The organism is Roseobacter sp. HKCCA0434 (assembly GCF_032464675.1).
GTDB lineage: Bacteria > Pseudomonadota > Alphaproteobacteria > Rhodobacterales > Rhodobacteraceae > Pontivivens.
This window is the reverse complement of record NZ_JAWDKL010000027.1, coordinates 14,258-39,750: the sequence shown is the minus strand read 5'-3', so window position 1 is coordinate 39,750 and position 25,493 is coordinate 14,258. Positions and strand designations below refer to the sequence as shown.

The window sequence follows — 25,493 nt, the reverse complement described above, 5'->3', positions numbered from 1 at the left end:
ACCTGTCCAGCGCCCTGCCACGGTCGAGCCGACGCCCGACACGATGGCTCGCCTGCAGGCCGCGGTGGCCAAGCAGCCGCGCCAGGGTGGCGCGCCTGCGCGCCCGGCGGTGCAGGACGAGGATCGCAAGAGCAGCTTCGGCATCAACTCGCTGATCAACCGGATGACGGGCCATCACGATGCGCCCGCACCGCGTCAGCAGCCGCAGGCCGAGCCGCGCAGCGAGGCCCCGCGCCCCGCGACCCCGGCCGCCAAGCCGCATGTCGTGCAGAGCGCCCCGCGCCCCGTCGACCGGCTGGAAGACGAGGACCGGCAGCGGATCGAGATCCCCGCATTCCTGCGGCGCCAGGCCAACTGACGCCGCGGCACAAGTAAACAAGACCGTCGAAGCCCCGCTCATGCAGCGGGGCTTTGTCGTTTGAGATCAGTGACTTGGCGGGTGAGCCATATCATGTGACACAAACCGTCATATTCATTGATTTGCTTGGATGGGACCCGGATCGGTATCTGTTCGTTACATAACAGGATCAATCAATGATCCGTCACCGCTGTCGCCAAGACGACAGGACAGTCATTCGAGGTCAACGTGCAGTCGATCAAGCAGACAACTCTGGTTCGCCCCGTCCGTATGCAAGGGATCGGCCTGCATTCCGGCCGCCGTGCGACCTTGGTGGTGCGTCCTGCGCCGACCAATCACGGCATCTGGTTCCGCCGCACCGACCGCGTCGGAGGGGACCGCATGGTGCCCGCGGCATGGGACGCTGTGTCGGACACGATGCTTAACACCCGCATCGCCAATGCCTCGGGCGTCGAGGTCTCGACCATCGAGCATCTGATGGCGGCCTTGCAGGGCGTGGGCATCTCGAACGCGCTGATCGACATCGATGGGCCGGAAGTGCCGATTATGGACGGCAGCGCCGCGCCCTTCGTGCGGCAGTTCGTGGCGGCCGGGATCACCGAGCAGTCGGAATTCCGCTCGGTCCTGCGCATTCTCGAGCGGGTCGAGCTGATCGAGGACGCGGCCTGCGCGTCGCTGGAGCCCGCGGACCAGTTCGAGGTCGATTTCCATATCGATTTCCCCGGCACCGCCATCGGGCGTCAGCGAAAGAGCATGGCCGTGGTCAATGGCGCCTTCGTGGATCAGCTGATGGACAGCCGGACCTTCGTGCGCAATGGCGACGTGGAGACGCTGCGGGCCAACGGCCTGGCGCTCGGCGGGTCGCTGGAGAACGCGGTGGTCGTCGACGGGCTGCGCGTGCAGAACCCCGAAGGCTTCCGCCATCCCGACGAGGCGGTCCGTCACAAGATGCTGGACGCCGTTGGCGACCTCGCATTGGCCGGCGCGCCGATCATCGGGCGCTATACCGGCGTGCGTGCCGGGCACGGCGTGACCAACCGCCTGCTGCGCAAGCTGTTCGCGACGCCGGGGTCCTTCCGCCTCGATACATGCGGGTTCGCCGATGTCGGCGGCCTGCCCGGTATCGCGCGCGAAGAGATCGCGCTGCGCCGGATCGCCTGACGGGCTTGCGGTGCTTCCCCCCCGGTTCTGACCTGTGTTAGGGAAGGGGCAAAGGGCGGTCTTTCCGCCGCTGGCAGGAACGGGATCTCTTTCGTGATGATGCGTGGGACACTGGCGCTCGGCGCCCTGATGCTGAGCCTGACGCTCGGCGGGTGCGGCTTCTTCTCGGGCGAGGAAGAGATCGCGATCGAAAGCCGATCCGCGCAGGAAATCTACGAGATTGCCGAGTCCGATCTGGAGCGGGGGCGCGAGCGGACCGCCGCGCGGACCTTCGCCGAGGTCGAGCGTCTCTATCCCTATTCGCAATGGGCCAAGCGGGCGCTGATCATGTCGGCCTTCGCCTATTACGAGGCGACCGATTTCGTCGAGGCACGGTCCGCGGCGGAGCGATTCATCGCGTTCTATCCCGCCGACCCGGACGCGGCCTATGCGCAGTACCTGATCGCGCAGACCTATTACGATCAGATCACCGATGTAGGGCGCGACCAAGCCAACACGGTCGAGGCGATGCAGGCCCTGCGCACGTTGATCGAGCGCTATCCGGGCAGCGAGTACGCGCGGGAGGCGGAGCTGCAGTTCGACCTGGCCCTCGACCACCTTGCGGGCAAGGAGATGGAGGTCGGGCGCTATTACTTGAAACGCGGCTTCTACACGGCGGCGATCCAGCGGTTCAAAGCTGTGGTCGATGAGTACCAGACCACCTCGCACACGCCCGAGGCGTTGCACCGTCTGGTCGAGGCCTACCTCGCGCTGGGGTTGGACGAGGAGGCGATCCGCTCGGCCTCGGTGCTCGGCTACAACTACGCGGGCTCGGACTGGTACGCCGACAGCTATGCATTGCTCGAATCCGACGGGGCGCTGAACGCTTCGGACGAAGGCGGCATCCTGCGGCGCATCTGGCGACAGGTCATCCTGGGCGAGTGGCTCTGACCCGATGCTTCTGAGCCTTTCGGTTCGCGACATCATCCTGATCGACCGGCTGGAGCTGAGTTTCGGCCCCGGCCTCAACGTCCTGACCGGAGAGACAGGGGCGGGCAAGTCGATCCTGCTCGACGCGCTCGGCTTCGCGCTGGGGCATCGCGGGCGGGCCGATCTGGTACGGGCAGGGGCCGAGAAGGGGGAGGTCGTCGCGGAATTCGACGTGGCGGGCAATGCGACCGTCGCCGCGATCCTGGACGAGGCCGACCTGCCGGACGAGGACGGTGTGCTGCTGATCCGGCGCACCAACACACCCGAGGGGCGCAAGACCGCCTGGGTCAACGACCGGCGCTGTTCGGGCGAGGTCCTTCGGCTGCTGTCGGCGGCACTGGTCGAGATCCACGGCCAGCATGACGATCGCGGGCTGCTCGATCCGAAGGGGCATCGCGATCTGCTCGACGCCTATGCCGGTGCGGAGGCAGAGCGCGCTGCGGTTGCGGAGGCCTGGCGCGGGCTCGGCGCGGCACGTCGGGCACTGAAGGCGGCTCAGCAGGCGCTGGAAGCGGCGCGCGCGGACGAGGAGTTCCTGCGCCACGCCATCGACGAGCTCGACAAGCTGGCGCCGGAGGCGGGCGAGGACGCGACACTCGACACCCAGCGGCGGCGGATGCAGGCCGCGATCCGCTTGGGCGAGGATGTCGCCAAGGCCGACGAGGCGTTGGGCCTGCAAGGTGCGGAGGGGCCGCTCAACGATGCGCTGCGTTGGCTCGATGGGGCGGCGGCGGGGCTCGACGGTCTGGCCGATGCGCCTGTCGCGGCCATCGAGCGGGTGCTGGCCGAACTGGGCGAGGCGCAGGCGGGGGTGGCGGCCCTGCGCGACCAGCTCGACGCCGATCCCTACGAGCTGGAACGGGTGGAGGAGCGGCTCTTCGCCATTCGCGGCTTAGCGCGCAAGCATGAGGTGCAGCCGGACGACCTCGCGGCCTATGCCGACGAGATGCGGGTGAAGCTGGCGGAGATCGACGGCGGGGCCGAGCGTATCGACGATCTGGGCCGCGCGGTGAAAGAGGCCGAGGTGGCCTACGACGCGGCGGCGGAGAAACTCGGCATGAAGCGGGCGGAGGCGGCCAAGCGGCTCGACGCCGCGATGCAGGCGGAATTGGTGCCGTTGAAGATGGAACGCTCGATCTTCACCACCGCGATCACGCCCGCGCCGGACGGGCCCGAGGGGCGCGAAGAGGTCACCTTTACCGTCGCCACCAATCCCGGCGCGCCCGCGGGGCCGATCAACCGGATCGCCAGTGGCGGCGAGCTGTCGCGCTTCCTGCTGGCGCTGAAGGTCTGCCTGACCACGCGGGCCGACGGGCTGACCATGATCTTCGACGAGATCGATCGCGGCGTCGGCGGCGCGACGGCCGATGCGGTGGGCCGCAGGCTCGCCGCCATTGCCGAGCGGGCGCAGGTGCTCGTGGTCACGCACAGCCCTCAGGTCGCGGCGCGCGGGGCGGCGCATTGGCGGATCGCTAAGGAGATCGAGGACGGCATGACCACGACCCGCGTGGTGCCGCTCGATCCCGAGGAGCGCACCGACGAGATCGCGCGGATGCTGTCGGGCGAGACGATCAGCGACGCCGCGCGGGAGGCCGCGCGGACCCTGCTGGCAGGCTAGCCGTCCGACACGGCCAGCGTACCGGCGAAGGTGACGAACAGCGCGCCGACGAGGCGATCGCGCAGCTTGCCGACCCGTGCGGAGGTTCCCACGCGCCGCCCAAGCCATGCGAAGACCAGTGCGAGGCCTGTGCACCAGATCGCGGCCGATCCGGCGAAGATCCCGCCCAGAACGGCCATCTGGGACAGCATGGATCCCGCGGCGGGGTCCGCGAATTGCGGCAGGAAGGCGAGGAAGAACAGCGCGACCTTGGGATTCAGCACGTTGATCGCCGTCCCCTTGGCCACGATCATCACGGCGCCGGGCGCGTGAAGGTCGGGCTTCGCGGAAGCCTCACCGGCGCGCCGCCAGGTCTGCACGCCAAGCCACGCGAGATAGGCGACCCCCGCCCAGCGCACCACCTCGAACGCGAGTGGCGAGGCCGCGAAGATGGCGGAAACGCCGAGCGACGCGGCCAATGCGTGCAACGATGCGCCGATCACCGTGCCCGTGGCGGCGAGCAATCCGGCCCGCCGGCCCGAGCGCATCGCATGGCCGCCAATATAGGCCATGTCCGGCCCCGGAATGGCGAGGATCACCACGCAGGCCGCGACGAAGGCGGCGAGGCTCTCGGCCGCGATCACGGCTCCCAGAAGCCCCATCCGTCGGGTTCGTAGCCGCGTTCCAGCGCGATCTTGGTCGCGCGCTCCTCCTGCGTCCAGACGCCGTCGAGCGTCAGGGGCACGTTGGTCGCGTGGGCGGCGATCATGCCGTCCTCGTGCACCTCGACCTCGTAGCCGAAGGTCCGCAGTGCCTTGGCGCAGGCGGCGGAATCCGCGCCCTCGACCGGCAGGAATTCCAGGTCGAGCGTCACGGGCGTGCCCGCGGCCAGATCGCCGCTTTCCTCGATATGTTTGAGCGTGACGGCCGTTTCCGCCTTCTGATGCTCGAAATCCCAGCTCATGCGTCGGCTCCCTGATAGTCGGCGAGGATGCGGTCGGCGTCGTCGATGACGCGGCGGATGTTGCGCGCGGCCTGACGGATGCGCTGTTCGTTCTCGACCAGTCCCAGGCGGACATAGCCCTCGCCATATTCGCCAAAGCCGACGCCCGGTGCGACCGCGACCTCCGCCTCGCGCAGCAGGATCTTGGAGAACTCCATCGAGCCCAGATGACGGAACTTCTCGGGCACCGGGGCCCAGGCGAACATCGTCGCGGGGGGCGAGGGGATGTCCCAGCCCGCGCGGGCCATCGCCTGCACCAGCACGTCGCGGCGCGACTTGTAGATGCCGCGGATTTCCTCGATGCAATCGTCGGGACCGTTCAGCGCGGCGGCGGCGGCGACCTGCACGGGGGTGAACGCGCCGTAGTCGAGATAGGACTTGATCCGGGTCAGCGCCCCGATCAGCCGCTGGTTGCCAACGGCAAAGCCCATGCGCCAGCCCGGCATGGCATAGGTCTTGGACAGTGAGGTGAACTCGACGGAAATGTCCTTCGCGCCCTCGATCTGCAGCAGCGAGGGCGGCGGGTTGCCGTCGAAATAGATCTCGGAATAGGCCAGATCGCTCAGCAGCCACAGGTGATGCTTCTTCGCGAAGGCGACGAGGTCGCGGTAGAAGTCGAGATCGGTGACCTGCGCGGTCGGGTTCGAGGGGAAGCTGACGACGACGGCGACGGGCTTGGGCACCGAGTGGGCCACCGCCTGCTCCAGCGCGCGCAGGTAAGCCTCGGGATCGAACTTGCCGTCGACCAGCGTCTGGATGTGGCGCAGCGTGCCGCCCGCGATCATGAACCCGTAGGGATGTATCGGATAGCTGGGGTTGGGCACCAGCATCACGTCGCCCGGCGCGGTGATGGCCATCGCGAGGTTGGCGAGTCCCTCCTTGGACCCCAGCGTCGCGATCACCTCCGTCTCGGGGTCGAGCTTCACGCCGAAGCGGCGCTCGTAATAGCCCGCCTGCGCCTTACGCAGTCCGGGAATGCCCTTCGATGCGGAATAGCGGTGTGTGCGCGGCCTGCGCGCCGTCTCGCACAGCTTGTCGACGATGTGGCTGGGCGTGTCCATGTCCGGGTTGCCCATGCCGAAATCGATGATGTCCACCCCGCCCGCGCGGTACTCCGCCTTCAGCCGGTTCACCTCGGCGAAGACGTAGGGGGGCAGGCGCTTGATGCGGTAGAACTCTTCGCTCATGGGGCCGGGTCCTGAACTCGGGGGATTGGAGTTGCAGCTTTATGTAGAGGTCATTCGGGGGAGGCAACGGAAGAATCGTATCGCGACGCGCGCATTTTCTTGACGGATCGTGCGGGTGCGGCAGTTGAGCTGGACATGTTGGAAACATTGCTCCACCTCGCAGGGAACATGTTGCTGCTGCTGGCGGCGACGATCCTGATCGTGCGCATCGTCGGCCTGCGGGCCTTCACCAAAATGTCGGGCTTCGACTTTGCGCTGACGGTGGCCACGGGTTCGGTGCTGGCCTCCGCTCTGATGTCGAGCGACATGTCCGTCTGGCGCGGCGTCGGGGCGCTGGCCGTGATCTTCGCCGTGCAATGGCTGACGGCGCGGGCGCGCGCGAACTGGGAGCCGGTGCGGCAGGCCATCGACAACCAGCCGCTGCTGCTGATGGATGGAGGGACGTTCCTCGACGACAACCTCGCCGCATCGCGGGTGACGCGATCGGACGTGATCGCCAAGCTGCGCGAGGCGAACGTGCAGCATCTCGGCCAGGTTCGCGCCGTGGTGCTGGAGAGCACGGGCGATGTCAGCGTTCTGCATGCCGAAGGGGACGATGCCGATTTCGACGCCGACCTGCTGCTCGAAGGGGTCCGCCGCTCCTGACGCGCGGCGCGCTCAGCCGGGCTTGCGCACGTAGACGATCCCCATCGAGTCGTGCAGGTCGATCGGCCCGCCGATGAAGTCGCCGCCGATCGGCGGCGTGCGCAGGGCGACCTCCCATCCGAAGCCCTCCAGCCCCTCGATCGGCAGGCGCAGCGGGTCGAAATCGCCGGTATGGCCGCCCTCCATGTGGGCGATCATGTAGACCTGCTCCCCATCCGGGCCGTAGCGCAGCGAGGTGAAGAGGACCGTTCCCTCCACGGGGCGGCGGTAGTCGAAACGGTCGCGGTCGCCAAGATTGTCGCGCAGCCAGGGGCGGGCGCGCCGGAACTCGCGCAGCTGGTGGTTGAACTTGGTCTGCGCGCCCGACAGCACCGAATGGTGCCGCCCGACATTGCAGTAGTCGTGCATGTCGTCCATCCAGGCGCGCGCGATCTCCTTCAGCCCGTCCACCGTGACCGGGTGCGGGCCGTCGAGCGTCGGGTCCACCTCGTTCAAGAGCTTGGCGATCACGTTGAGATCGTAATCCGTGACCTCCACCAGCGCAGGCAGGAACTCCATGAACCGGGCGAGCTGTTCGCGTGTCTCGAAGCCCAGCGCCTTGAGCCGCGGGAAGCTCTGCGGCAGCGAGTAGGAATATTCGTCCACCTGCCATTTCAGGCTGATCGCCTCCTCCGCCACGACCTTGACGCCGTACTTGTCGTCCTGATTGCGGATGAAGCCCCAGGAGGCGCGGGCCGAGGCGTTGAGGAAATCCATCGGCACGCCGGGGAAGGCGGCATAGGTCACCATCTGGATGGCGGGGTTGTCATAGGCCTTGTCGAGGATCTCCATCCGCGTGCCGCCCAGCCGCGTGTTCACGTTCAGCTTGGTGTCGACCTGGGTGCCGCGGCGCAGCGTGTCGTGGTTGGCGCAGCCCGAAATCCAGTTCGATCCATGGTTGAGGATCTCCCGGATCCGCCACCATTTCGACAGCCAGAACCCGTAGAGGAACGGCGTGTTGTGCGCGAAGGTCAGCGGGCCCCACTGGAACACGTCCGAATCGTGCTGGTTTTCGATCACGGCGCGATAGGTGGAGCTCAGCTCCCAATCCTCCTGCGGCCAGGGGCGGCCGTCCTCGAAGACGAACCAGGGGCGGTAGCGGGTGCCCGCGACCTCCTGCACGATGTCGGACATGGATTGCAGGTACTCGTCGTCATGGCGCAGGGTCTCGGCCTCGGCATCCCACCACTTGAAGTCCTGCGCGCCGTCGACGCGGACGCCGTCCGCCCCGAAATTCACCTTGCGCCGCTGCATCTCCAGCATCAGGGCGCGCACCGCCGGGTGGCGGTAATTCATGTTCTGGCCGTACATGTTCGGCCCGGCGAACCAGTAGGAGTTGAGGACATCCGTGCCCTGGTTGTCCGAATGGCCGAAGACCACGTCGAGGATCAGCTTCTTGGGCCGGGGGAAGTTGTGGAGGGCGGCGGCGAAGTCCACCAGTTCCTCCGGGCGGCCCGATTCCAGCAGGACCGGGTTCACGGTGCCCATGCCCGCAATCACCACGTCATAGCCCCAGTTCGTCGTGTCCGGACGCTTGAGATCGACGGTGATGCGCCTCTCTCCCGCCTCTTCCTGCCAGAAGGAGGGACCGGCCTCGTAGACCGTCGTGGGCTCGACCGGCAGCAGCTGCACGGCGTCGTAGCCGGCGAAGAGCCTTTCCTGAGGTTCCAGGTCCGCACCAGCGCGCACCCGCTCGGCCAGCCGCTCGTAGGTCTGGGTGAGGGCGGCGAGCGTGCCGCCCCAGGTCGCGGTGGGGACGTGGATCTGCTGGATGTTGACCGGCGGGCCGAACTTGTGGGGAGCGTCGCCTGCGAATTGCTGCCAGTAGTCGCGATCTGCGCGATCGTTGAGCAACCGCTCGGCATCGTAGAACTCCGCCGGGGCGAAGGCGCCGAAGGGCAGGGACCAGGCCATCGGATCGAGGATGTGGTGCCAGTCGCCTTCGCCATCCTGCCAGGCGAGGCGGTAGAAAGTGCCGATCCGGTCGCGATGACCCGCGGTCATGCCCGACACCGCGACGGCGGAGAAGGCGTCCGTCCGCTCCATCGGCACGCGCGTGACGGCGAAGTCGAGCCGCTGGCTGGCGTGCGAGAGGTCGAGATCCTCGGGCGGCTCGAGGCATTCGAGGTAGACGTCGCCCGCCGGGATCCGCTGTTCAAGCAGTTCGGGCGTCCAGAACACCACTTCGGCGAGGCCGTCGGACAGGTGCGCGCCGACCAGCGGCGCGATGGCACGGTGGGCCTCGAAGCTGGACGCTCCGCGCGCGAAGGCGTCGTCGATCCGCGCGATCAGGGCTGTCGTTGCGTCATCGTTGCGGTCGATCATGCGGGCGCTCCTCGGTGTCGGCTCATGCGGCAAGTGTGTCGCGGTTGCCCCCATCGTCAATTCGCAGCTGCGGAAGGGTGGTGTCAAACCGGTTTGAAATATCGGGTAGGGAGGATCTCTTCGCACTTGCATCCAAACCCGCCCCGCCCATATCGTCCGCCAACTTCCCCTCAGCGGACTTCCCGCCGATTTCCTCGGAGAGCGTTGTCATGACCGATCAGCCCAGCCGCACCGTGGCAACCAGCCAGAGCCTTCCCCTGCCGACGCCGAAATCCTCGGACCCTGCGCGGCTCGCCGCCGATATCGTCGACCGCCTGACCTATCGCATCGGCAAGGACGCGACCGTCGCCACGCAGGACGACTGGCTGACGGCGGTGATTTTGGTGCTGCGCGACCGCGTCGTCGCGAAATGGATGGAAAGCACGCGCGAGACCTATCGGCGCGAGGGCAAGCGGGTCTACTACCTCAGCCTCGAATTCCTGATCGGGCGTCTGATGCGCGACGCAATGACCAATCTGGGCCTCGTGGACGAGATGCAGGAAGCGCTCGGCGAGCTGGGTGTCGATCTCGACCTGATCCGCCAGCTGGAGCCGGACGCAGCCTTGGGCAATGGCGGACTGGGGCGGCTCGCGGCGTGCTTCATGGAGTCGATGGCGAGCGTCGACGTGCCCGCCTATGGCTACGGCATTCGCTATCAGAACGGCATGTTCCGCCAGCAGATCCAGGATGGCTGGCAGGTCGAGCTGCCCGAAACCTGGCTGGAGCACGGCAACCCGTGGGAATTCGGGCGTCGCGAGAGCGCCTACGAAATCGGCTTCGGCGGCTCCGTCGCTGTCGATGATGCGGATAAGTGCACCTGGACCCCGGCGGAGACCTTCACGGCGGAGGCGTTCGACACGCCCATCGTCGGCTGGCAGGGCAAGCGGGTGAACACCCTGCGCCTGTGGCGGGCCGAGCCGGTCGACCCGATCCTGCTGGGCAAATTCAACGCGGGCGACCATATCGGCGCTCTGCGCGAGAGCAACAAGGCGGAGGCGTTGAGCCGCGTGCTCTACCCCGCCGACGAGACAGAGGCCGGGCAGGAGCTGCGGCTGCGGCAGGAATATTTCTTCTCCTCCGCCTCGCTGCAGGACATCATCCGCCGCCATCTCAGCCAGTTCGACCGGATCACGTCGCTGCCCGACAAGGCGGCGATCCAGCTCAACGACACGCACCCCGCCGTGGGCGTGGCCGAGCTGATGCGACTGCTCATGGACGTGCACGGGCTCGATTTCGACATGGCCTGGGACATCACCAAGCGGACCATCGCCTACACCAACCACACGCTGCTGCCCGAGGCGCTGGAAAGCTGGCCGGTGCCGCTGTTCGAGCGGTTGCTGCCGCGCCACATGCAGATCGTCTACCAGATCAACGCGCGGGTGCTGAAGGAAGCGCGGGCGACCGGCACGTTCGACGACGCGCAGATCTCGGCCATGAGCCTGATCGACGAGGCGGGCGGCCGCCGCGTGCGCATGGGCAACCTCGCCTTCGCGGGCTCGCACTCGATCAACGGTGTGTCGGGGCTGCATACCGAATTGATGAAGCAGACCGTGTTCCACGATCTGCACCAGCTCTATCCGCTGCGCATCAACAACAAGACCAACGGCGTGACCCCGCGGCGCTGGCTGATGCAGGTGAACCCCGCGCTCTACGACATGGCGCGCGAGGCCGCGGGCACCGACATCATGTCCGATCTCGACGCGATGCAGGCGCTCGACACGCTGGCCGATGACGGAGCCGCGCAGGAGCGCTTCGCCGCGATCAAGCGCGCGAACAAGGAGCGGCTCGCCGCCCTGACGCAGGAGCGGATCGGCGTGTCGCTGTCGCCCGACATGATGTTCGACATCCAGATCAAGCGGATCCACGAGTACAAGCGTCAGCTGCTCAACATCGTCGAGACGGTGGCGCTCTACGACCAGATCCGCTCCCACCCCGAGCGGGACTGGGTGCCGCGTGCCAAGCTCTTCGCCGGGAAGGCGGCGGCGAGCTATCACAACGCCAAGCTGATCATCAAGCTGATCGGCGACGTGGCGAAGGTCGTCAACTCCGACCCCGCCACCCGCGACCTGCTGAAGGTCGGCTTCCTGCCCAACTACAATGTCAGCCTCGCCGAGGTGATGGTTCCGGCCGCGGACCTGTCCGAGCAGATCTCGACCGCGGGGATGGAGGCGTCGGGCACCGGCAACATGAAGTTCGCTCTGAACGGCGCTTTGACCATCGGGACGCTCGACGGCGCGAATGTCGAGATGCGCGAGCATATCGGCGCGGAGAACATCGTCATCTTCGGCCTGACGGCGGACGAGGTCGCGCAGAAACGCGCCAACGGCTACGACCCGGCGGAGGTGATCGCCGCCTCGCCCGAACTGGAGCAGGCGCTGCACGCGATCGAGACGGGTGTGTTCTCACCCGACGAGCCCGATCGGTATCGAGACCTGATCGGCGGACTGCGCAGCTCCGACTGGTTCATGGTCGCCGCCGATTTCGACGCCTATGCAAACGCCCAGCGCGAGGTCGATGCGATCTGGCGCCATCCCGCCCGCTGGCAGGCGATGGCGATCCGCAACGCGGCGCGCATGGGCTATTTCAGCTCGGACCGAACCATCCGGCAATACGCGCGCGAGATCTGGAACGTGCTGCCCTGATCGCGGCCGTTGCAGGCGTATTTGCGGGGAAGATGAAAGGGGCGGTGCCGCGGGTGCGCTGCCCCTTTCGCGTGGGGTCGTTTTGATTGCCTGTTGCGCTGCACTAGCTGACGGTCCGAACCGCAGAAAGGACACCCATGGCCGACCAGATCCTGACCGAGCCGGGCGCGATCGCCGCCATCCTCTCCGGCACACATGCCAATCCGTTCGGCGTGCTGGGCATGCACGAGACCTCCGCCGGCTGGATCGCTCGCGTCTTCGTACCTGGGGCGGAGACGGTATCGCTCGAGACACTGGACGGGCGCGAGGTCGGATCGCTCGACCGGCGGGACGCGCAGGGCTTCTTCGATGGCGCGATCACGCTGAAAGGGCGCGAGCCCCTGCGCATCCGGGCGGCCAATGCGGACGCGCGGTGGGAGTACGTCGATCCCTACAGCTTCATCCCGCTCCTGGGGGAGATGGACGACTACCTCTACAACGAAGGCTCGCACAGCCGCCTCTTCGACCGGATGGGCGCGCAGGTGACCACGCATGAGGGTGTCGAGGGCACGAATTTCGCGGTCTGGGCACCGAATGCCCGGCGCGTCTCGGTCGTGGGCGATTTCAACGCCTGGGACGGGCGGCGCCATGTCATGCGGCTGCGCCCCTCCACGGGCGTGTGGGAGATCTTCGTGCCGGGCATCGCCCCCGGAACCGCCTACAAGTTCGAGTTGATCGGGCCGGACGGCCAGCTTCTGCCGCTCAAGGCCGATCCCTTCGCCTTCGCCGCCGAGTTCCGGCCGGAGACGTCGAGCATCGTACATCGCCACGGCAACCACGACTGGCAGGATGCGGGCCATGTCGACCACTGGGCAGGCGTGGACAAGCGCCGCACGCCGGTCTCGATCTACGAGGTGCATGCGGGATCGTGGCAGCGGGCCGACGATGGCGGCTTTCTCGACTGGAACGCGATGGCCGACCGGCTGATCCCCTACTGCGTCGAAATGGGGTTCACCCATATCGAGTTCCTGCCGATCTCCGAGCATCCCTACGATCCCAGCTGGGGCTACCAGACGACGGGGCTCTACGCGCCGTCCGCGCGCTTCGGCGACCCGGACGGGTTCGCGCGGTTCATGGAAGGCGCGCATAGCGCGGGGCTGGGGGTGATCCTCGACTGGGTGCCCGCGCATTTCCCGACGGATGCGCACGGGCTGGGGCGTTTCGACGGCACGGCGCTCTACGAGCATGCCGATCCGCGGCAGGGCTATCACCCCGACTGGAACACGCTGATCTACAATTTCGGCCGCCGCGAGGTGGAGAACTACCTCGTGAACAACGCGCTCTACTGGGCCGAGAAATACCACGTGGACGGTTTGCGCGTCGATGCGGTCGCCTCGATGCTGTACCTCGATTACAGCCGGAAAGAGGGGGAGTGGGTCCCGAACGACGAGGGCGGCAACGTCAACAAGGAGGCCGTCGCCTTCCTCAAGCGGATGAACCAGGCGGTCTACGGCGCGCACCCGAACATCATGACCATCGCGGAGGAAAGCACCGCCTTCCCCGGTGTCAGCCAGCCGGTGGACGCAGGCGGGCTCGGCTTCGGGTTCAAGTGGAACATGGGCTGGATGCACGACACGCTGCAGTACATGTCAAAGGATCCGATCTATCGGAAGCATCACCACGGCGAGATGATGTTCACCTTCCACTACGCGATGAGCGAGAATTTCGTGCTGCCGCTCAGCCATGACGAGGTGGTGCACGGCAAGGGCTCGCTGCTGGCCAAGATGCCGGGCGACCGCTGGCAGAAACACGCGAACCTGCGGGCTTACTACGGGTTGGTGTGGGGCTATCCCGGCAAGAAGCTCCTGTTCATGGGGCAGGAATTCGCGCAGGAGCAGGAATGGTCCGAGAGCCGCGCGCTCGACTGGCACCTGATGGACGATCCGCTGCACCGTGGCGCGCACGACCTCGTGCGCGATCTCAACCACGCCTACAAACGCCTGCCCGCACTGCATGGCCGCGACAACGAAGGCGACGGGCTGGAGGTTGTGCTGGGCGACGACGCGGAGAACTCGGTCTTCGCCTGGCTGCGCCATGCGCCTGGCGGCAATCCTGTGCTGGTGGTCGCCAACATGACGCCGAACGTGCACGACCGCTACCGCGTGCCGGTGCCCGAGCGTTTGTCGGGCCGCTGGGCCGAGGTCGTGAACACGGATGCGGAGATCTACGGTGGGTCGGGCGTCGGCAACATGGGCGGCGCGGAGGCCGAGGGCGGTGGCCTGACGATCACGCTGCCGCCGCTCGCGACGCTGTTCTTCGAATATCAGGGCTGAGGGGTGCTCGGCTGGCTGTTCCGGAGGGAGCGGCGGGCTGATCCGCGCGCACGCCGGTTGCAGGTCGAGATCGAGGCTCTGACCACGCAGCGTGACGCGAGCGAGGACGCGGCCGAGATCGCCGGGATCGAGGAGCGCTTGCAGGTGCTGACGCGCGAGCTGCAGGCCGAGATCGACCGGATGCGCACCTGGGGCTGAGCCGTTGCGGCGGATCGCCCCCTATGCCTGCCGAGGAGAATGCGGCACGCTGGCTGCATGAAACACGCGCTCGCCTTCACGCTGTCGCTGCTCGCCACCGGTGCCATCGGACAGGAGGCGGTGCAGGAACCGGTCGGCCTCGAACTGGTGCTGCTGGCCGATGCGTCCGGCTCCATCGATGCGGAGGAACTTGCCTTCCAGCGGTCGGGCTACGCGCAGGCGATGCAGGAGCCGCGTGTGCTGGAGGCGATCGCCGAAGGGCTGTGGAGCCGGATCGCCGTGACCTATGTGGAATGGGCCGAGTATCCCGAGGTCGTGGTGCCCTGGATGGTGATCGAGGACGCCGCCGATGCCGCCGCCTTCGCCGAGGCGCTGGCCGTGGCCCCGCGCCGCGCGGTCGGGCGCAACGCCATCGGGCGGGCGCTGCTGGGCGGGATGGAGCTGATCGAGGGCAATGACATTCAAGGGGTGCGCGGCGTGATCGACTTTTCGGGCGACACGATCGGGAATTTCCACGGACCGTCCATTGCCGAGGCGCGGCGCGAGGTGCTCGCCGCCGGGATCACGATCAACGGTCTGCCGATCCTGCGCCCGGACCGCGGTGGGGACATGCTTGCCGACGCTTACGCGGACCGGATCATCGGCGGGCCGGATGCCTTCATGGTCGTCGCCGAAAGCCGGGAGACCTTCGCCCTCGCCGTGCGGCGCAAGCTGGTGCTGGAGATCGCGGGGCTGACGCCCGACGAGTTCGACACGGCGACGCTGGCCGAATGAAAAACGGCGGCCCCGCAGGGCCGCCGCTCTCTCTCCGTTCCAGTCTAGCCTGTGGTTACATGCCACCCATGGAGACGGCGAAGCCGCTGAAACCACCCATCCCGAGATCGGCAAGCTCGGTCGCCGCGCCGGTTTCGAGGTCGATCATGTAGAGACCCGCGGTCTCGGACCCCTCGGTCTGCAGGATCGCATAGGCCTGATCCTCACCCTCGGCAGGCGACACGATGTCGAAGCCGCCCATCGGCGCAAGGTCGAGCGCCACACCGTCCACGGTCACCGCGCCGATCGTCTCGAGCGTGCCGTCGTTGTTGGCGAGGCTCACCAGCGCATTGCTCTCGGCGTCGAGCGCGTACTGGAAGGTCGAGCCCGCGGTCTGGCCCGCGATCGCGTTGGTATAGGCGTTGGCGTAGATCATCGGCGTCATGCCGGCGCTGCCGTCACCCTCCGCGTAGGCGAGGTTGGTGAAGCGACGCACGGAGTTGGCCCGCTCGTCATTGTCGCCGAACCCGTCGGGGAAGTAGACGAGGTTGTCGCCGTTCGAGGACACAGCACGGACGGCGTCGATCGCGTTGTTGAAGTCGAAGGCGACCATCGCGCCGTCGTCGATCGTGGCATCGTCCATGAAGGTCGCGCCCAGATCGGTCAGTTCACCCGTCGCGGTGTTGATCGTGTAGATCATGCCGTCGGAATAGCCGAGCAGCTCGCTCGTCACCGGGCGCCAGGCGATGGCGTCGAGTTCGGTGGACAGATCGAAGGTCTGCACGTCGCCGGGTGCGGCGATATCGGCCATCACGACCAGCGTGTTGCCGTCATCGGCGAGCGCATAGCCCATGTTGCCAGCATGCGCGGCACCGAAGGCCGGGCTGGTCGCGAGGGCGAGGGCGGAAGCAGCGGTAAGAATGCGAAACGTCATGTTATTCCTCTCTGTTTTGCGACTTTGTCCGGCGTGAATGACCGGCTTGTCGTGGTCAGTAACGGTGCCTTTCCGGCTCGAGTTTCGCTGCAGCGGGCTTTTTTGGGGGGAATCGCCCGAAAAAATTGCGGTCGTGTTTTGCCACGCGCGCGCTACGCTCTTTATGAGAGGCGGCTCGAACCGCCCGAAACGAGACAAGACGGGAGGATCGACATGCAACCACAAGGACCGCTCAGCCGCGATGCGATGGCCTATGTGCTCGCGGGCGGGCGCGGATCGCGGCTCAAGGAGCTGACGGACGTGCGTGCGAAACCGGCTGTCTATTTCGGCGGCAAGACGCGGATCATCGACTTCGCCCTGTCCAATGCGCTCAATTCCGGCATCCGGCGCATGGGTGTCGCGACCCAGTACAAGGCACACAGCCTGATCCGGCACCTCAACCGCGGCTGGAACTTCCTGCGAACCGAACGGAACGAGAGCTTCGACATCCTGCCCGCCTCGCAGCGGACATCCGACGCCTGGTACGAGGGCACGGCGGATGCGGTCTTCCAGAACATCGACATCATCGAGGACTACGCCCCCGAATACATGGTGATCCTCGCGGGCGACCACATCTACAAGATGGACTACGAAATCATGCTGCAACAGCACGTGAACACCGGCGCGGACGTCACGGTCGGCTGCCTGACCGTGCCGCGGATGGAGGCGACGGGCTTCGGCGTCATGGCCGTCGATGCAGATGACCGCATCACCGAATTCGTCGAGAAGCCCGCCGATCCGCCCGGTATACCGGGCGACGAGGGCAACGCGCTGGCCTCGATGGGGATCTACGTCTTCAACACCGCCTTTTTGATGGAGGAATTACGCCGCGATGCGGCGACCGAAGGGTCCAAGCGCGATTTCGGCGGGGACATCATCCCGCATATCGTCAGGAACGGCCACGCGCAGGCGCACCGGTTCGAGGCGTCCTGCGTCCGCTCCGACGCCGAGAGCCTCGCCTACTGGAAGGATGTCGGCACCGTCGATGCCTACTGGCAGGCCAATATCGACCTGACGACGACGGTCCCCGATCTCGACCTCTACGACCGCAACTGGCCGATCTGGACCCATGCCGAGACGCTGCCGCCCGCAAAGTTCGTCCATAACGAGGAGGGGCGTCGCGGGTCTGCCGTGCAATCGCTGGTGTCGGGCGATTGCATCATCTCGGGCACGGAGATGTCGAACTCGCTGTGCTTTTCCGGCGTGCGCACGAATTCCTATTCGGTGCTCGACAAGGCAGTGATCCTGCCGGGCTGCGAGATCGGACGCCATGCGCGATTGAAGAACGTGGTTCTCGACCGTGGGGTCACGATCCCCGACGGCATGATCGTCGGCGAGGATGCCGAGGAAGACGACCGCCGCTTCCGCCGGACCGAAAACGGCATCGTTCTGATCACCCAGAAGATGATCGACGCGCTGGAGAGCTGAGTGAAGGTCCTCTCCGTCACCTCCGAGATCTACCCGCTCGTCAAGACCGGGGGCCTCGCCGATGTCGCCGGGGCCCTGCCGGTCGCGCTGGCGGGGCAGGGGGTGGAGGTGACCAGTTTCGTCCCCGGCTATCCGGCGGTGACGCAGGCGCTGACGAAGGCGAAAACCGTGCGACAGGGCCCCGACTGGCGTATCCTGTCCGGGCGCGCCGATGGTCTGGACCTGATGGTCTTCGACGCGCCCGACCTCTTCGACCGCGATGGCGGACCCTACGGCAAGGACGGCGCGGACTGGCCCGACAATGCCCGCCGTTTCGCCCGGTTCGCCCGCGCGGCGGCAGAGGTGGCGCGCGATGGCTTCGACCTGCTGCACGCGCATGACTGGCAGGCGGCGCTGGCGCCGGTGCATCTCGCGCTCGACGGCGGGCCGCCGAGCCTGCTGACCATCCACAACATCGCCTTCCAGGGGCGCTATGGCCGCGACGTGCTGGACGAGCTCGCGCTGCCCGAGGGCGCCTTCTCGGTCGAGGGGGTCGAGTATTGGGGCGATGTCGGTTTCCTCAAGGGCGGGCTAAGCCTCGCCTCCGCGATCACGACGGTCAGCCCGACCTACGCGAAGGAGATCCGAACGCCCGAGTTCGGCATGGGCATGGAGGGCATCATCAACGCCCGCGCCCATGTGCTGCACGGCATCGTCAACGGCATCGACACCGAGGCCTGGAACCCTGCGGACGACCCGGCGCTGGTTAAAGGCTTCTCCCCGCGGACGTTGGCCCGCCGCCGCGCGAACCGCGAGGCGCTCGACGACCGTTTCGGATTGCAGCCGGGGGGACCGCTGTTCTGCGTCATCTCCCGCCTGACCTCGCAAAAGGGGCTCGACCTGCTGGCGCAGAATGTCGATCACCTGGTGGGCCTCGGGGGGCGCCTCGCCGTGCTAGGATCGGGCGAACCGGGGCTGGAGCAGGCCTTCGCCCACGCGGCGGATCGCCATCCGGGCCGGGTCGCAATCCATGTCGGCTATGACGAGCCGCTGAGCCACCTGATGCAGGGCGGGGCAGATGCCATCCTGATCCCCTCCCGGTTCGAGCCGTGCGGGCTGACGCAGCTCTACGGCCTGCGCTATGGCTGCGTGCCGATCGTGGCGCGGACCGGCGGTCTGGCCGACACGGTCGTCCATGCGAATGACGCCGCATTGCGGGCGGGGGTGGCGACGGGCATCGTCCACGCCCCCGGCGACGGCTTCGCGCTCGGGGCCGCGATCGCCGAGGCCTGTCGCCTGTACGGCACGCTCGACTGGACCGCGATGCAGCGCGCCGGGATGCGCAGCGAGGTCGGGTGGGAGGCGTCCGCCGCGCAATATGCGGCGCTCTACCGCAGCCTCGTCTGAACGGGAACCGAGCTGCCCTTGCGAAGTTCTTGCTGCGGCGCATATGGTGCGCCGCAACCGCTTTGAGGCACTCCCCAGATGTCCGACCCGACCTACACCCCCGGCGCAGTCCCCGACGAGACCGGCACCCGCTTCACCCTGTGGTCCGAAGCCGCCGATGCGATCCACCTGCATCTGCCCGACCGCACGGTTCCGCTGACCCGCGAGGGCGACTGGTGGAGCGTCCATGTCGAGGGCGTCGGCGACGGCGCACCCTACACCTACACCGCCGAAGGGCCCTGGCTGCCGGAGGAGGCGCGCGTCTTCGACCCGGCCAAGCACCTGATGGACCCCTGGGCGCGGGAGCAGACCGGCCCCTGGCGCTTCGACGAGGCGCTGCGCGAGCGTGGCGCGGACACGTCGGATATCGTGCCCAAGGCCATCGTGCGTGCGCCGCTCGGCGGCACGGCGCCCGAGCCGGTCTTCCAGCCCGGCGGCCTGATCTACGAGCTGAACGTGCGCGGTTTCACCATGCGCCACCCGGACGTGCCGGAGGAGCAGCGCGGCACCGTCGCGGCCCTCGCGCATCCCTCGGTGATCGAACATCTCAAGGCGCTCCATGTCGAGGCGGTGGAGTTGATGCCCATCGTCGCCTGGATCGACGAATGGCATCTCGGTCCGCTTGGTCTGACCAATGCCTGGGGCTACAACCCCGTCACCTTCGGCACGCCCGATCCTCGGCTTTGCCCCGGCGGGCTGCCCGAATTGCGCGACACGGTGGCGAAGCTGCGCGAGGCGGGCATCGGCACGATCCTCGACCTCGTGTTCAACCACACGGGCGAGGGCGATCTGGACGGCCCCACGCTCAGCCTGCGCGGCATCGCCAATGCCGCCTCCTACCGCCATGTCGGCCCCGATCTCGTGAACGATACCGGCTGCGGCAACACGGTCGCCTGCGATCACCCGATGATCCGGCGGCTGATCCTCGACACGCTGCGGATGTTCCGCGCCGAATGCGGCGTGGACGGCTTCCGCTTCGACCTCGGGCCGGTGCTGGGCCGCACGATGGACGGGTTCGACCCGAATGCCGAGACGCTGCGCGCGATGCGAGAGGATCCCGATATCGGCTCGGGCCTCCTGATCATGGAGCCCTGGGACATCGGTCCCGGCGGCTACCAGGTCGGCCAGTTCGGGGAGCCGTTCCTGGAATGGAACGACCGCGCGCGCGACGACATGCGCAGCTTCTGGAAGGGGACCGGCCCGCTTGCCGATCTCGCCACGCGGCTGGCGGGATCCTCGGACATGTTCGACGGGGAGCAGACCCGCACGGTCGATTTCCTCGCCGCGCATGACGGCTTCACCCTGCACGACCTCGTCTCCTACGAGGAGAAGCACAACGAGGCCAATGGCGAGGACAACCGCGACGGCCACAACGACAACCAGTCGTGGAACAACGGTGTCGAGGGCGGCAGCGACGATCCGGCCGTGATCGCGGCGCGCAGGCGCGACATCGCGGCCCTGCTCGGCACGCTCTTCGCCGCGCGGGGCTCGATCATGCTGACCGCGGGCGACGAGATGGGCCGCACGCAGCAGGGCAACAACAACGCCTATTGCCAGGACAACGAGATCAGCTGGGTGGACTGGGAGAATATCGACTTCGATATCCTCAACGCCGCGCAGGCCTATGCGCGGGCACGGGCAGAGGTCGCGGAACTGGGGCGCCTCAACTTCCTGACCGCCGATTGCGTCGAGTGGTGCAACCCGGACGGCTCGATCGTCACCGACTGGGAAGGCGGGCGCGCCGTGCAGATGCGTCTGCCGGGCGTCGTGGTCGCGATCAACGGAAGCGATGTCGAGCTGCCCTTCGCCCGGCCCGAGGGCAACTGGACCAGCCTGCGTGGATGGGGCGACGTGCCCGCCCGCAGCGTCGACTACTGGATGGAGACGGACTGAGACATGAGCAATCCCGACTGGTGGCGCGGCGCCACGTTCTATCAGATCTATCCCCGTTCGTTTCAGGACACCGACGCGGACGGCATCGGCGACTTCCGGGGCATCACGCAGCGGCTCGACCATGTCGCCGGCCTCGGGGTCGATGCGATCTGGATCAGCCCCTTCAACAAATCGCCCATGAAGGATTTCGGCTACGACGTCTCGGATTACCGGGACGTCGACCCGATGTTCGGCACGCTCGACGAGTTCGACACGCTGATCGCGCGGGCACACGAACTGGGGCTGAAGGTCACGATGGATATGGTGATGGCCCATTGTTCGGACCAGCACCCCTGGTTCCTCGAAAGCCGCACCAGCCGCGAGAACGCCAAGGCCGACTGGTTCGTCTGGGCCGAGGCGCAGGAGGACGGCTCCGCCCCGACCAACTGGCTCAGCGTCTTCGGCGGCCCGAGCTGGGAATGGGACAGCATCCGCCGCCAGTACTACATGCACAACTTCCTGACCTCGCAGCCGCAGCTCAACTACCACAATCCGGACGTGCAGGAGGCGATGCTGGGCGAGATCCGGTTCTGGCTGGACCGTGGCATCGACGGGTTCCGCTTCGATGCGTGCAACTACCATTTCCACGATACCGAGCTGCGCAACAACCCGCCCGCCACGCGCGGCAGCGGGTCGAGCTTCATCGAGGCGTCGAACCCCTACAGTTTCCAGCAGCACGATTACGACAAGTCGCGGCCCGAGAATCTCGACTTCCTCAAGCGCGTGCGCGCCCTGCTCGACGAGTATGACGACCGCACCTCGGTCGGCGAGGTGGGGGACGAACAGCGCAGCTACGACACGGTCGCGGCCTATACCCGTGGATCGGAGAGGCTGCACATGGCCTACACGTTCGATCTGCTGGCCGACCAGTTCTCGGCGACGTTCATCCGCGAGACCGTCGAGAAGATCGAGGACAAGGTTTCGGAGGGCTGGGTCTGCCACTCCTTCTCCAACCACGACGTGACCCGCCACGTCACCCGCTGGGCGCAGGAGGGCGACGACCCGGAGCGGCTGGCGAAGTTCTGCATCTCGCTGCTGACCTGTCTGCGGGGCACGATCTGCCTCTACCAGGGGGAGGAGCTGGGCCTGCCCGAGGCCGAAATCGCATACGAGGATCTGACCGATCCCTACGGCATCCGCTTCTGGCCCGGCTTTAAGGGTCGCGACGGCTGTCGCACGCCGATGGTGTGGGAAGCGGACAAGCGGTTCGGCGGTTTTTCCGAGACCAACGCGGCGAAGCCCTGGCTGCCGGTGCCCGACGCGCACCTGCCGCTGGCGGTGGATCGGCAAGGCGAGGGCAGCGTTCTGGACCACTACCGCGCGGCCATCGCGCTTCGGCAGGACGATGCGGCGCTGGTAAAGGGCGACATCTCCTTCCTCGACGATCTGCCCGAGGACGTCCTGGGTTTCACCCGCACGCATGACGGCGCGACGCGGACCTGTCTGTTCAACTTCGCACGAGAGGAGCGGACGGTCGCCTCGCATGGCACACCGACCGACATGCCCACCGCCACGGCTCAGCTCGCCGTCGAGACGGACGGGAAAACCGTGCTGCCGCCGCTGGGCTTCGCGATCATCTAGTCGGCCCGGCTGGTCAGCACGCACCGCCACCCTAGCTGCGGACGGGAACCCGACCGAACGAAAGGCGGCCCGATGTTCGACGCCCTGTCCCTGCCGATCCTGATCGCGCTCTTCGCTCTCGGGGCCGCCGTCGTGGTGGCCTGCGGTGCGATGCTGACCAGCCGGGCCGACCGGTTGGCGGACGCCACCGGGCTCGGTGAGGCGGTGGTCGGCGGGCTGATGCTTGGGGCAGCAACCTCGTTGCCCGGCATCGTCGCGACGGTGACGGCGGCGCTCGACGGGCTGCCGTCGCTGGCGCTGTCCAACGCGGTGGGCGGGATCGCGGTGCAGACGTTGTTCCTCGTCGTCGCGGACCTCGCCTATCGCCGCGCCAACCTCGAGCACGCGGCGGCGGATGCGGGCAATCTGATCTCCTCGGGCGCGCTGATCCTGATGCTGTCCTGCGCGCTCGCCGCAGGGTTCGCGCCCGCCTTCACGATCTTTTCCGTCCATCCAGTCAGCCTGCTTTTGTTCGCCATCTACTTCGTCGCTATGCGCCGCGCGGTCCAGCTGGCCGACACGCCGATGTGGACTCCGCGCGCCACGCCGCACACCCGCGACGACGAGCCGGACGAGGACGCGGCGCGCCAACCGATCCTGCCGCTGGTGGCGAGCTCCCTGGCGCTGGGGCTGGTTGTGGCGGTCGCGGGCTGGCTGCTGGCCAAGACCGGCACCGGCATCGCGCGTGAGGCCGGTCTGTCGCAAAGCCTCGTCGGCGCCTTGATGATCGCGGTCGTCACCTCGCTGCCGGAACTGGTCACGACGCTGGCCGCCGTCCGCCGCGGCGCGCTGCAACTGGCCGTGGGCGGGATCATAGGCGGCAATGCCTTCGACGCATTGTTCCTCAGCCTCGGCGACATCGCCTATCGCGACGGATCTCTCTACCACGCGGTCGGCAACGATGACCGCTTCGTGATGGCCACGGCGCTCGCCATGACGGCGGCGCTGTTGCTGGGCCTCATCATGCGCGACCGCAAGGGCATCGGGCTGGAGGGCGGCGCGATCGCCGGGCTCTACGCGATGATGGTCTTCGTCCAGCTCAACCGCTGACCGCGCCGGAATAGAACAGCCGACCCAGCCCCACGGTAAAGACGATGCCCCCCGCCAGCGCATGCATCAGCACCGCCGTCCAGAAGCTGCCCCGCCGCTCGTATGCCCAGGCGAAGGCGAGCCCGCCCGAAAAGGTCATGGCGAGCACGATCCAGTCCCGGTACATCAGGTGCGCCAGCGAGAACAGCGCGGCGTTGATCCAGATGCCCGCCCCAGAGGGCACCAGCGCGCCATAGCGGCGAAAGAAGAGCGGGCGGAAGATCAGCTCCTGCGGCAGGGCCGAGACCAGCGGGTAGAGCGCCAGGATCGTCAGCCACAGCGCGGTCTCGGTGCGCGGCAGGTAGAGCCACATCTGCGGCATGAGGGTCAGCGTCAGGACAATCGCGACCAGGGCCGTGGCCAGGGCGAAGATCACCGTCGCGCGCCACTCGATCCGGGCCACGGCAAGCTCGCGCCAATCGAACCCCTCGGTCCGATGCAGCAGCACGATCCCGATACCGGTCACGGCGGCCAGCACCGTCCACATCGTCGAGGGCGGCAGCCCGAAGGCGAGCAGCAGCGGAACGCCGAGATAGAACCCGACCAGTTCCGCCCATAGCCGCCCGTGCCCGATCACTCCGGTCGATACCGGCCGAAGACGTCGATCATCTCGATCGTCACGAGCCCCGAGACGATGACCCCGCAGATGATCGCCGTCAGCACGGCCGAGACCACAGTGGTGATGACGATCTTGCGCTTCATCCTCAGATTGGCCGGGGAGCCGGGGGGCGTGCCGGGCACGACCTCGCCGTCCTCCTCCTGGCTGACCTCGCCGATGGGCAGCACGACGAAGAGGGCGAGGAACCACATCACGGCGAAGACGACGATGACGGAGGTGATGGCCATGTCAGGCTTGCTCCAGTTCCACCAGCGTGCCGGTGAAATCCTTGGGGTGCAGGAACAGGACCGGCTTGCCATGCGCGCCGATCTTCGGCTCGCCCGATCCGAGGACACGCGCGCCGCTCTCCTTCAGCCGGTCGCGGGCGGCGAGGATGTCGTCCACCTCGTAGCAGATGTGATGGATGCCACCCGACGGGTTCTTGTCGAGGAAGCCCCGGATCGGGCTATCCTCGCCAAGCGGGTAGAGCAACTCGATCTTGGTATTGGGCAGGGTGATGAAGATGACCGTGACGCCGTGATCCGGCTCGTCCTGCGGCGCGCCGACATCCGCGCCCAGCGTGTTGCGGTACTGCTCGGCTGCGGCGTCGAGATCCGGCACCGCGATGGCGACGTGGTTGAGGCGTCCGATCATTTTGCTCTCCCTTTGACTGCGGCTCTCATATGCGATCCGCCGCGGCTCGAAAAGCGGGACGAGGCGTCGCGGCCCGCCGTGCTAGGCTGCGGTGCCGAATCCTGCTGGAAAGGGAAGCGCATGGAACTCAACCAATACCTGTTCTTCAGGGATGATTGCGAGGAGGCGATGACCCTCTATGTCGACACGCTGGGCGGCGAGATCGTGCACGTCATGCGCAACGGCGACGCACCGTCGGAGGAGGAGCGGATGCCCGGCGGCGATAATCTGGTGATGAATATGGTCGCAAAGGTGGCCGGGCGTCTGGTGATGGCGTCGGACAATTCGCCGGACATGTACCAGACGCCGCAGGGCTTCCGCCTGCAGATCGAGGTGGATAGCGATGCGGAGTTCGACAGGGTCTACGCAGCCCTCGCCAAGGACGCCCGCGCCCATGACATGCCCGCCGGGGAGACCTTCTGGGCGGTGAAGTTCGCGATGTTCACCGATCGGTTCGGTACGCCGTGGATGCTGAATTACACCGGCGACAAGATGGGCTGAGCGGCG

22 protein-coding genes and 1 pseudogene are annotated in these 25,493 nt (G+C 67.1%); 15 read left to right on the top strand and 8 right to left on the bottom strand.

Annotated features, from left to right (window positions below):
- From RX333_RS14765 to recN, 4 genes and pseudogenes are all read left to right on the top strand, one after another.
- Positions 1–358 (top strand): annotated as a pseudogene (locus RX333_RS14765) (cell division protein FtsZ); the annotation flags it as partial.
- Positions 359–595: 237 nt separating this feature from the next.
- Complete coding sequence (lpxC, locus tag RX333_RS14760; RefSeq protein WP_410056088.1) at positions 596–1,519, top strand: UDP-3-O-acyl-N-acetylglucosamine deacetylase; 924 nt, start codon at positions 596–598, stop codon at positions 1,517–1,519.
- A 96-nt stretch (positions 1,520–1,615) separates the two neighbouring features.
- Complete coding sequence (locus tag RX333_RS14755) at positions 1,616–2,449, top strand: outer membrane protein assembly factor BamD (RefSeq protein WP_316015719.1); 834 nt, start codon at positions 1,616–1,618, stop codon at positions 2,447–2,449.
- Positions 2,450–2,453: 4 nt separating this feature from the next.
- Complete coding sequence (gene recN / locus RX333_RS14750) at positions 2,454–4,106, top strand: DNA repair protein RecN (protein ID WP_316015718.1); 1,653 nt, start codon at positions 2,454–2,456, stop codon at positions 4,104–4,106.
- On the opposite strand, the gene RX333_RS14745 is transcribed toward recN, so the two are convergent.
- Genes RX333_RS14745 through RX333_RS14735 form a run of 3 tightly spaced genes read right to left on the bottom strand, consistent with a single transcriptional unit; the run spans position 4,103 to position 6,275 of the window.
- Positions 4,103–4,747, bottom strand: coding sequence for a LysE family translocator (locus RX333_RS14745; RefSeq protein WP_316015717.1), 645 nt, complete (start codon positions 4,745–4,747; stop codon positions 4,103–4,105). The two genes, recN and RX333_RS14745, sit on opposite strands and share 4 nt — an antisense overlap.
- A complete protein-coding gene (locus RX333_RS14740; RefSeq protein ID WP_316015716.1) occupies positions 4,726–5,049 on the bottom strand; it encodes a hypothetical protein in 324 nt (107 codons plus the stop codon). Before RX333_RS14740 ends, RX333_RS14745 begins: the two co-directional genes overlap by 22 nt.
- Entirely contained in the window at positions 5,046–6,275 is a 1,230-nt protein-coding gene (locus tag RX333_RS14735; RefSeq protein ID WP_316015715.1) for an LL-diaminopimelate aminotransferase, read from the bottom strand. The genes RX333_RS14740 and RX333_RS14735 overlap by 4 nt, the downstream gene beginning before the upstream one ends.
- Positions 6,276–6,443: 168 nt before the next feature.
- On the opposite strand from RX333_RS14735, the gene RX333_RS14730 reads away from it, so the two are divergent.
- Positions 6,444–6,920 (top strand): DUF421 domain-containing protein, encoded by a 477-nt coding sequence (locus RX333_RS14730; RefSeq protein ID WP_316015714.1) that lies wholly within the window; start codon positions 6,444–6,446, stop codon positions 6,918–6,920.
- A 12-nt stretch (positions 6,921–6,932) separates the two neighbouring features.
- Here the strand turns inward: RX333_RS14730 and gghA are convergent, their stop codons facing one another.
- The gene (gene gghA, locus RX333_RS14725; protein WP_316015713.1) at positions 6,933–9,284 is read right to left on the bottom strand and encodes a glucosylglycerol hydrolase; all 2,352 of its coding nucleotides are present in this window, start codon (positions 9,282–9,284) and stop codon (positions 6,933–6,935) included.
- Positions 9,285–9,493: 209 nt separating this feature from the next.
- Between gghA and RX333_RS14720 the strand changes: the two genes are divergently transcribed.
- The 4 genes from RX333_RS14720 (at position 9,494) to RX333_RS14705 (ending at position 15,249) form a co-directional block, all read left to right on the top strand.
- Positions 9,494–11,965, top strand: a complete 2,472-nt coding sequence (locus tag RX333_RS14720; protein ID WP_316015712.1) for a glycogen/starch/alpha-glucan phosphorylase — start codon at positions 9,494–9,496, stop codon at positions 11,963–11,965.
- A gap of 137 nt (positions 11,966–12,102) precedes the next feature.
- Positions 12,103–14,277: a 1,4-alpha-glucan branching protein GlgB gene (glgB, locus tag RX333_RS14715; RefSeq protein WP_316015711.1), complete on the top strand. Its 2,175-nt coding sequence runs from the start codon at positions 12,103–12,105 to the stop codon at positions 14,275–14,277.
- Positions 14,278–14,280: 3 nt separating this feature from the next.
- Positions 14,281–14,475, top strand: coding sequence for a hypothetical protein (locus RX333_RS14710; protein ID WP_316015710.1), 195 nt, complete (start codon positions 14,281–14,283; stop codon positions 14,473–14,475).
- Between the two features lie 57 nt (positions 14,476–14,532).
- The gene (locus tag RX333_RS14705; RefSeq protein ID WP_316015709.1) at positions 14,533–15,249 is read left to right on the top strand and encodes a DUF1194 domain-containing protein; all 717 of its coding nucleotides are present in this window, start codon (positions 14,533–14,535) and stop codon (positions 15,247–15,249) included.
- 55 nt (positions 15,250–15,304) lie between these two features.
- Here RX333_RS14705 and RX333_RS14700 read toward each other — a convergent pair whose 3' ends face one another.
- Complete coding sequence (locus tag RX333_RS14700) at positions 15,305–16,162, bottom strand: DUF4394 domain-containing protein (RefSeq protein WP_316015708.1); 858 nt, start codon at positions 16,160–16,162, stop codon at positions 15,305–15,307.
- A gap of 207 nt (positions 16,163–16,369) precedes the next feature.
- On the opposite strand from RX333_RS14700, the gene glgC reads away from it, so the two are divergent.
- The 5 genes from glgC (at position 16,370) to RX333_RS14675 (ending at position 23,656) form a co-directional block, all read left to right on the top strand.
- A complete protein-coding gene (gene glgC / locus RX333_RS14695) occupies positions 16,370–17,629 on the top strand; it encodes a glucose-1-phosphate adenylyltransferase (RefSeq protein ID WP_410056087.1) in 1,260 nt (419 codons plus the stop codon).
- Positions 17,630–19,015, top strand: a complete 1,386-nt coding sequence (glgA, locus tag RX333_RS14690; protein WP_316015706.1) for a glycogen synthase GlgA — start codon at positions 17,630–17,632, stop codon at positions 19,013–19,015.
- A 78-nt stretch (positions 19,016–19,093) separates the two neighbouring features.
- Positions 19,094–20,947, top strand: coding sequence for a glycogen debranching protein GlgX (gene glgX, locus RX333_RS14685; RefSeq protein WP_316015705.1), 1,854 nt, complete (start codon positions 19,094–19,096; stop codon positions 20,945–20,947).
- A gap of 3 nt (positions 20,948–20,950) precedes the next feature.
- The gene (locus RX333_RS14680) at positions 20,951–22,567 is read left to right on the top strand and encodes an alpha glucosidase (RefSeq protein ID WP_316015704.1); all 1,617 of its coding nucleotides are present in this window, start codon (positions 20,951–20,953) and stop codon (positions 22,565–22,567) included.
- A gap of 72 nt (positions 22,568–22,639) precedes the next feature.
- Positions 22,640–23,656, top strand: a complete 1,017-nt coding sequence (locus RX333_RS14675) for a sodium:calcium antiporter (protein WP_316015703.1) — start codon at positions 22,640–22,642, stop codon at positions 23,654–23,656.
- Here the strand turns inward: RX333_RS14675 and RX333_RS14670 are convergent.
- Genes RX333_RS14670 through mce form a run of 3 tightly spaced genes read right to left on the bottom strand, consistent with a single transcriptional unit; the run spans position 23,646 to position 24,947 of the window.
- Positions 23,646–24,272, bottom strand: coding sequence for a CPBP family intramembrane glutamic endopeptidase (locus RX333_RS14670; RefSeq protein WP_316015702.1), 627 nt, complete (start codon positions 24,270–24,272; stop codon positions 23,646–23,648). The two genes, RX333_RS14675 and RX333_RS14670, sit on opposite strands and share 11 nt — an antisense overlap.
- Positions 24,269–24,541: a DUF1467 family protein gene (locus RX333_RS14665; RefSeq protein WP_316015701.1), complete on the bottom strand. Its 273-nt coding sequence runs from the start codon at positions 24,539–24,541 to the stop codon at positions 24,269–24,271. Before RX333_RS14665 ends, RX333_RS14670 begins: the two co-directional genes overlap by 4 nt.
- 1 nt (position 24,542) lies before the next feature.
- Positions 24,543–24,947 (bottom strand): methylmalonyl-CoA epimerase, encoded by a 405-nt coding sequence (mce, locus tag RX333_RS14660; protein WP_316015700.1) that lies wholly within the window; start codon positions 24,945–24,947, stop codon positions 24,543–24,545.
- A 120-nt stretch (positions 24,948–25,067) separates the two neighbouring features.
- Here mce and RX333_RS14655 point away from each other — a divergent pair, with 120 nt between their 5' ends.
- Positions 25,068–25,487 carry a VOC family protein gene (locus tag RX333_RS14655; RefSeq protein WP_316015699.1) on the top strand — a complete coding sequence of 140 codons (420 nt, stop codon included), beginning with the start codon at positions 25,068–25,070 and terminating at the stop codon, positions 25,485–25,487.
- The last annotated feature ends 6 nt before the right edge of the window (positions 25,488–25,493 follow it).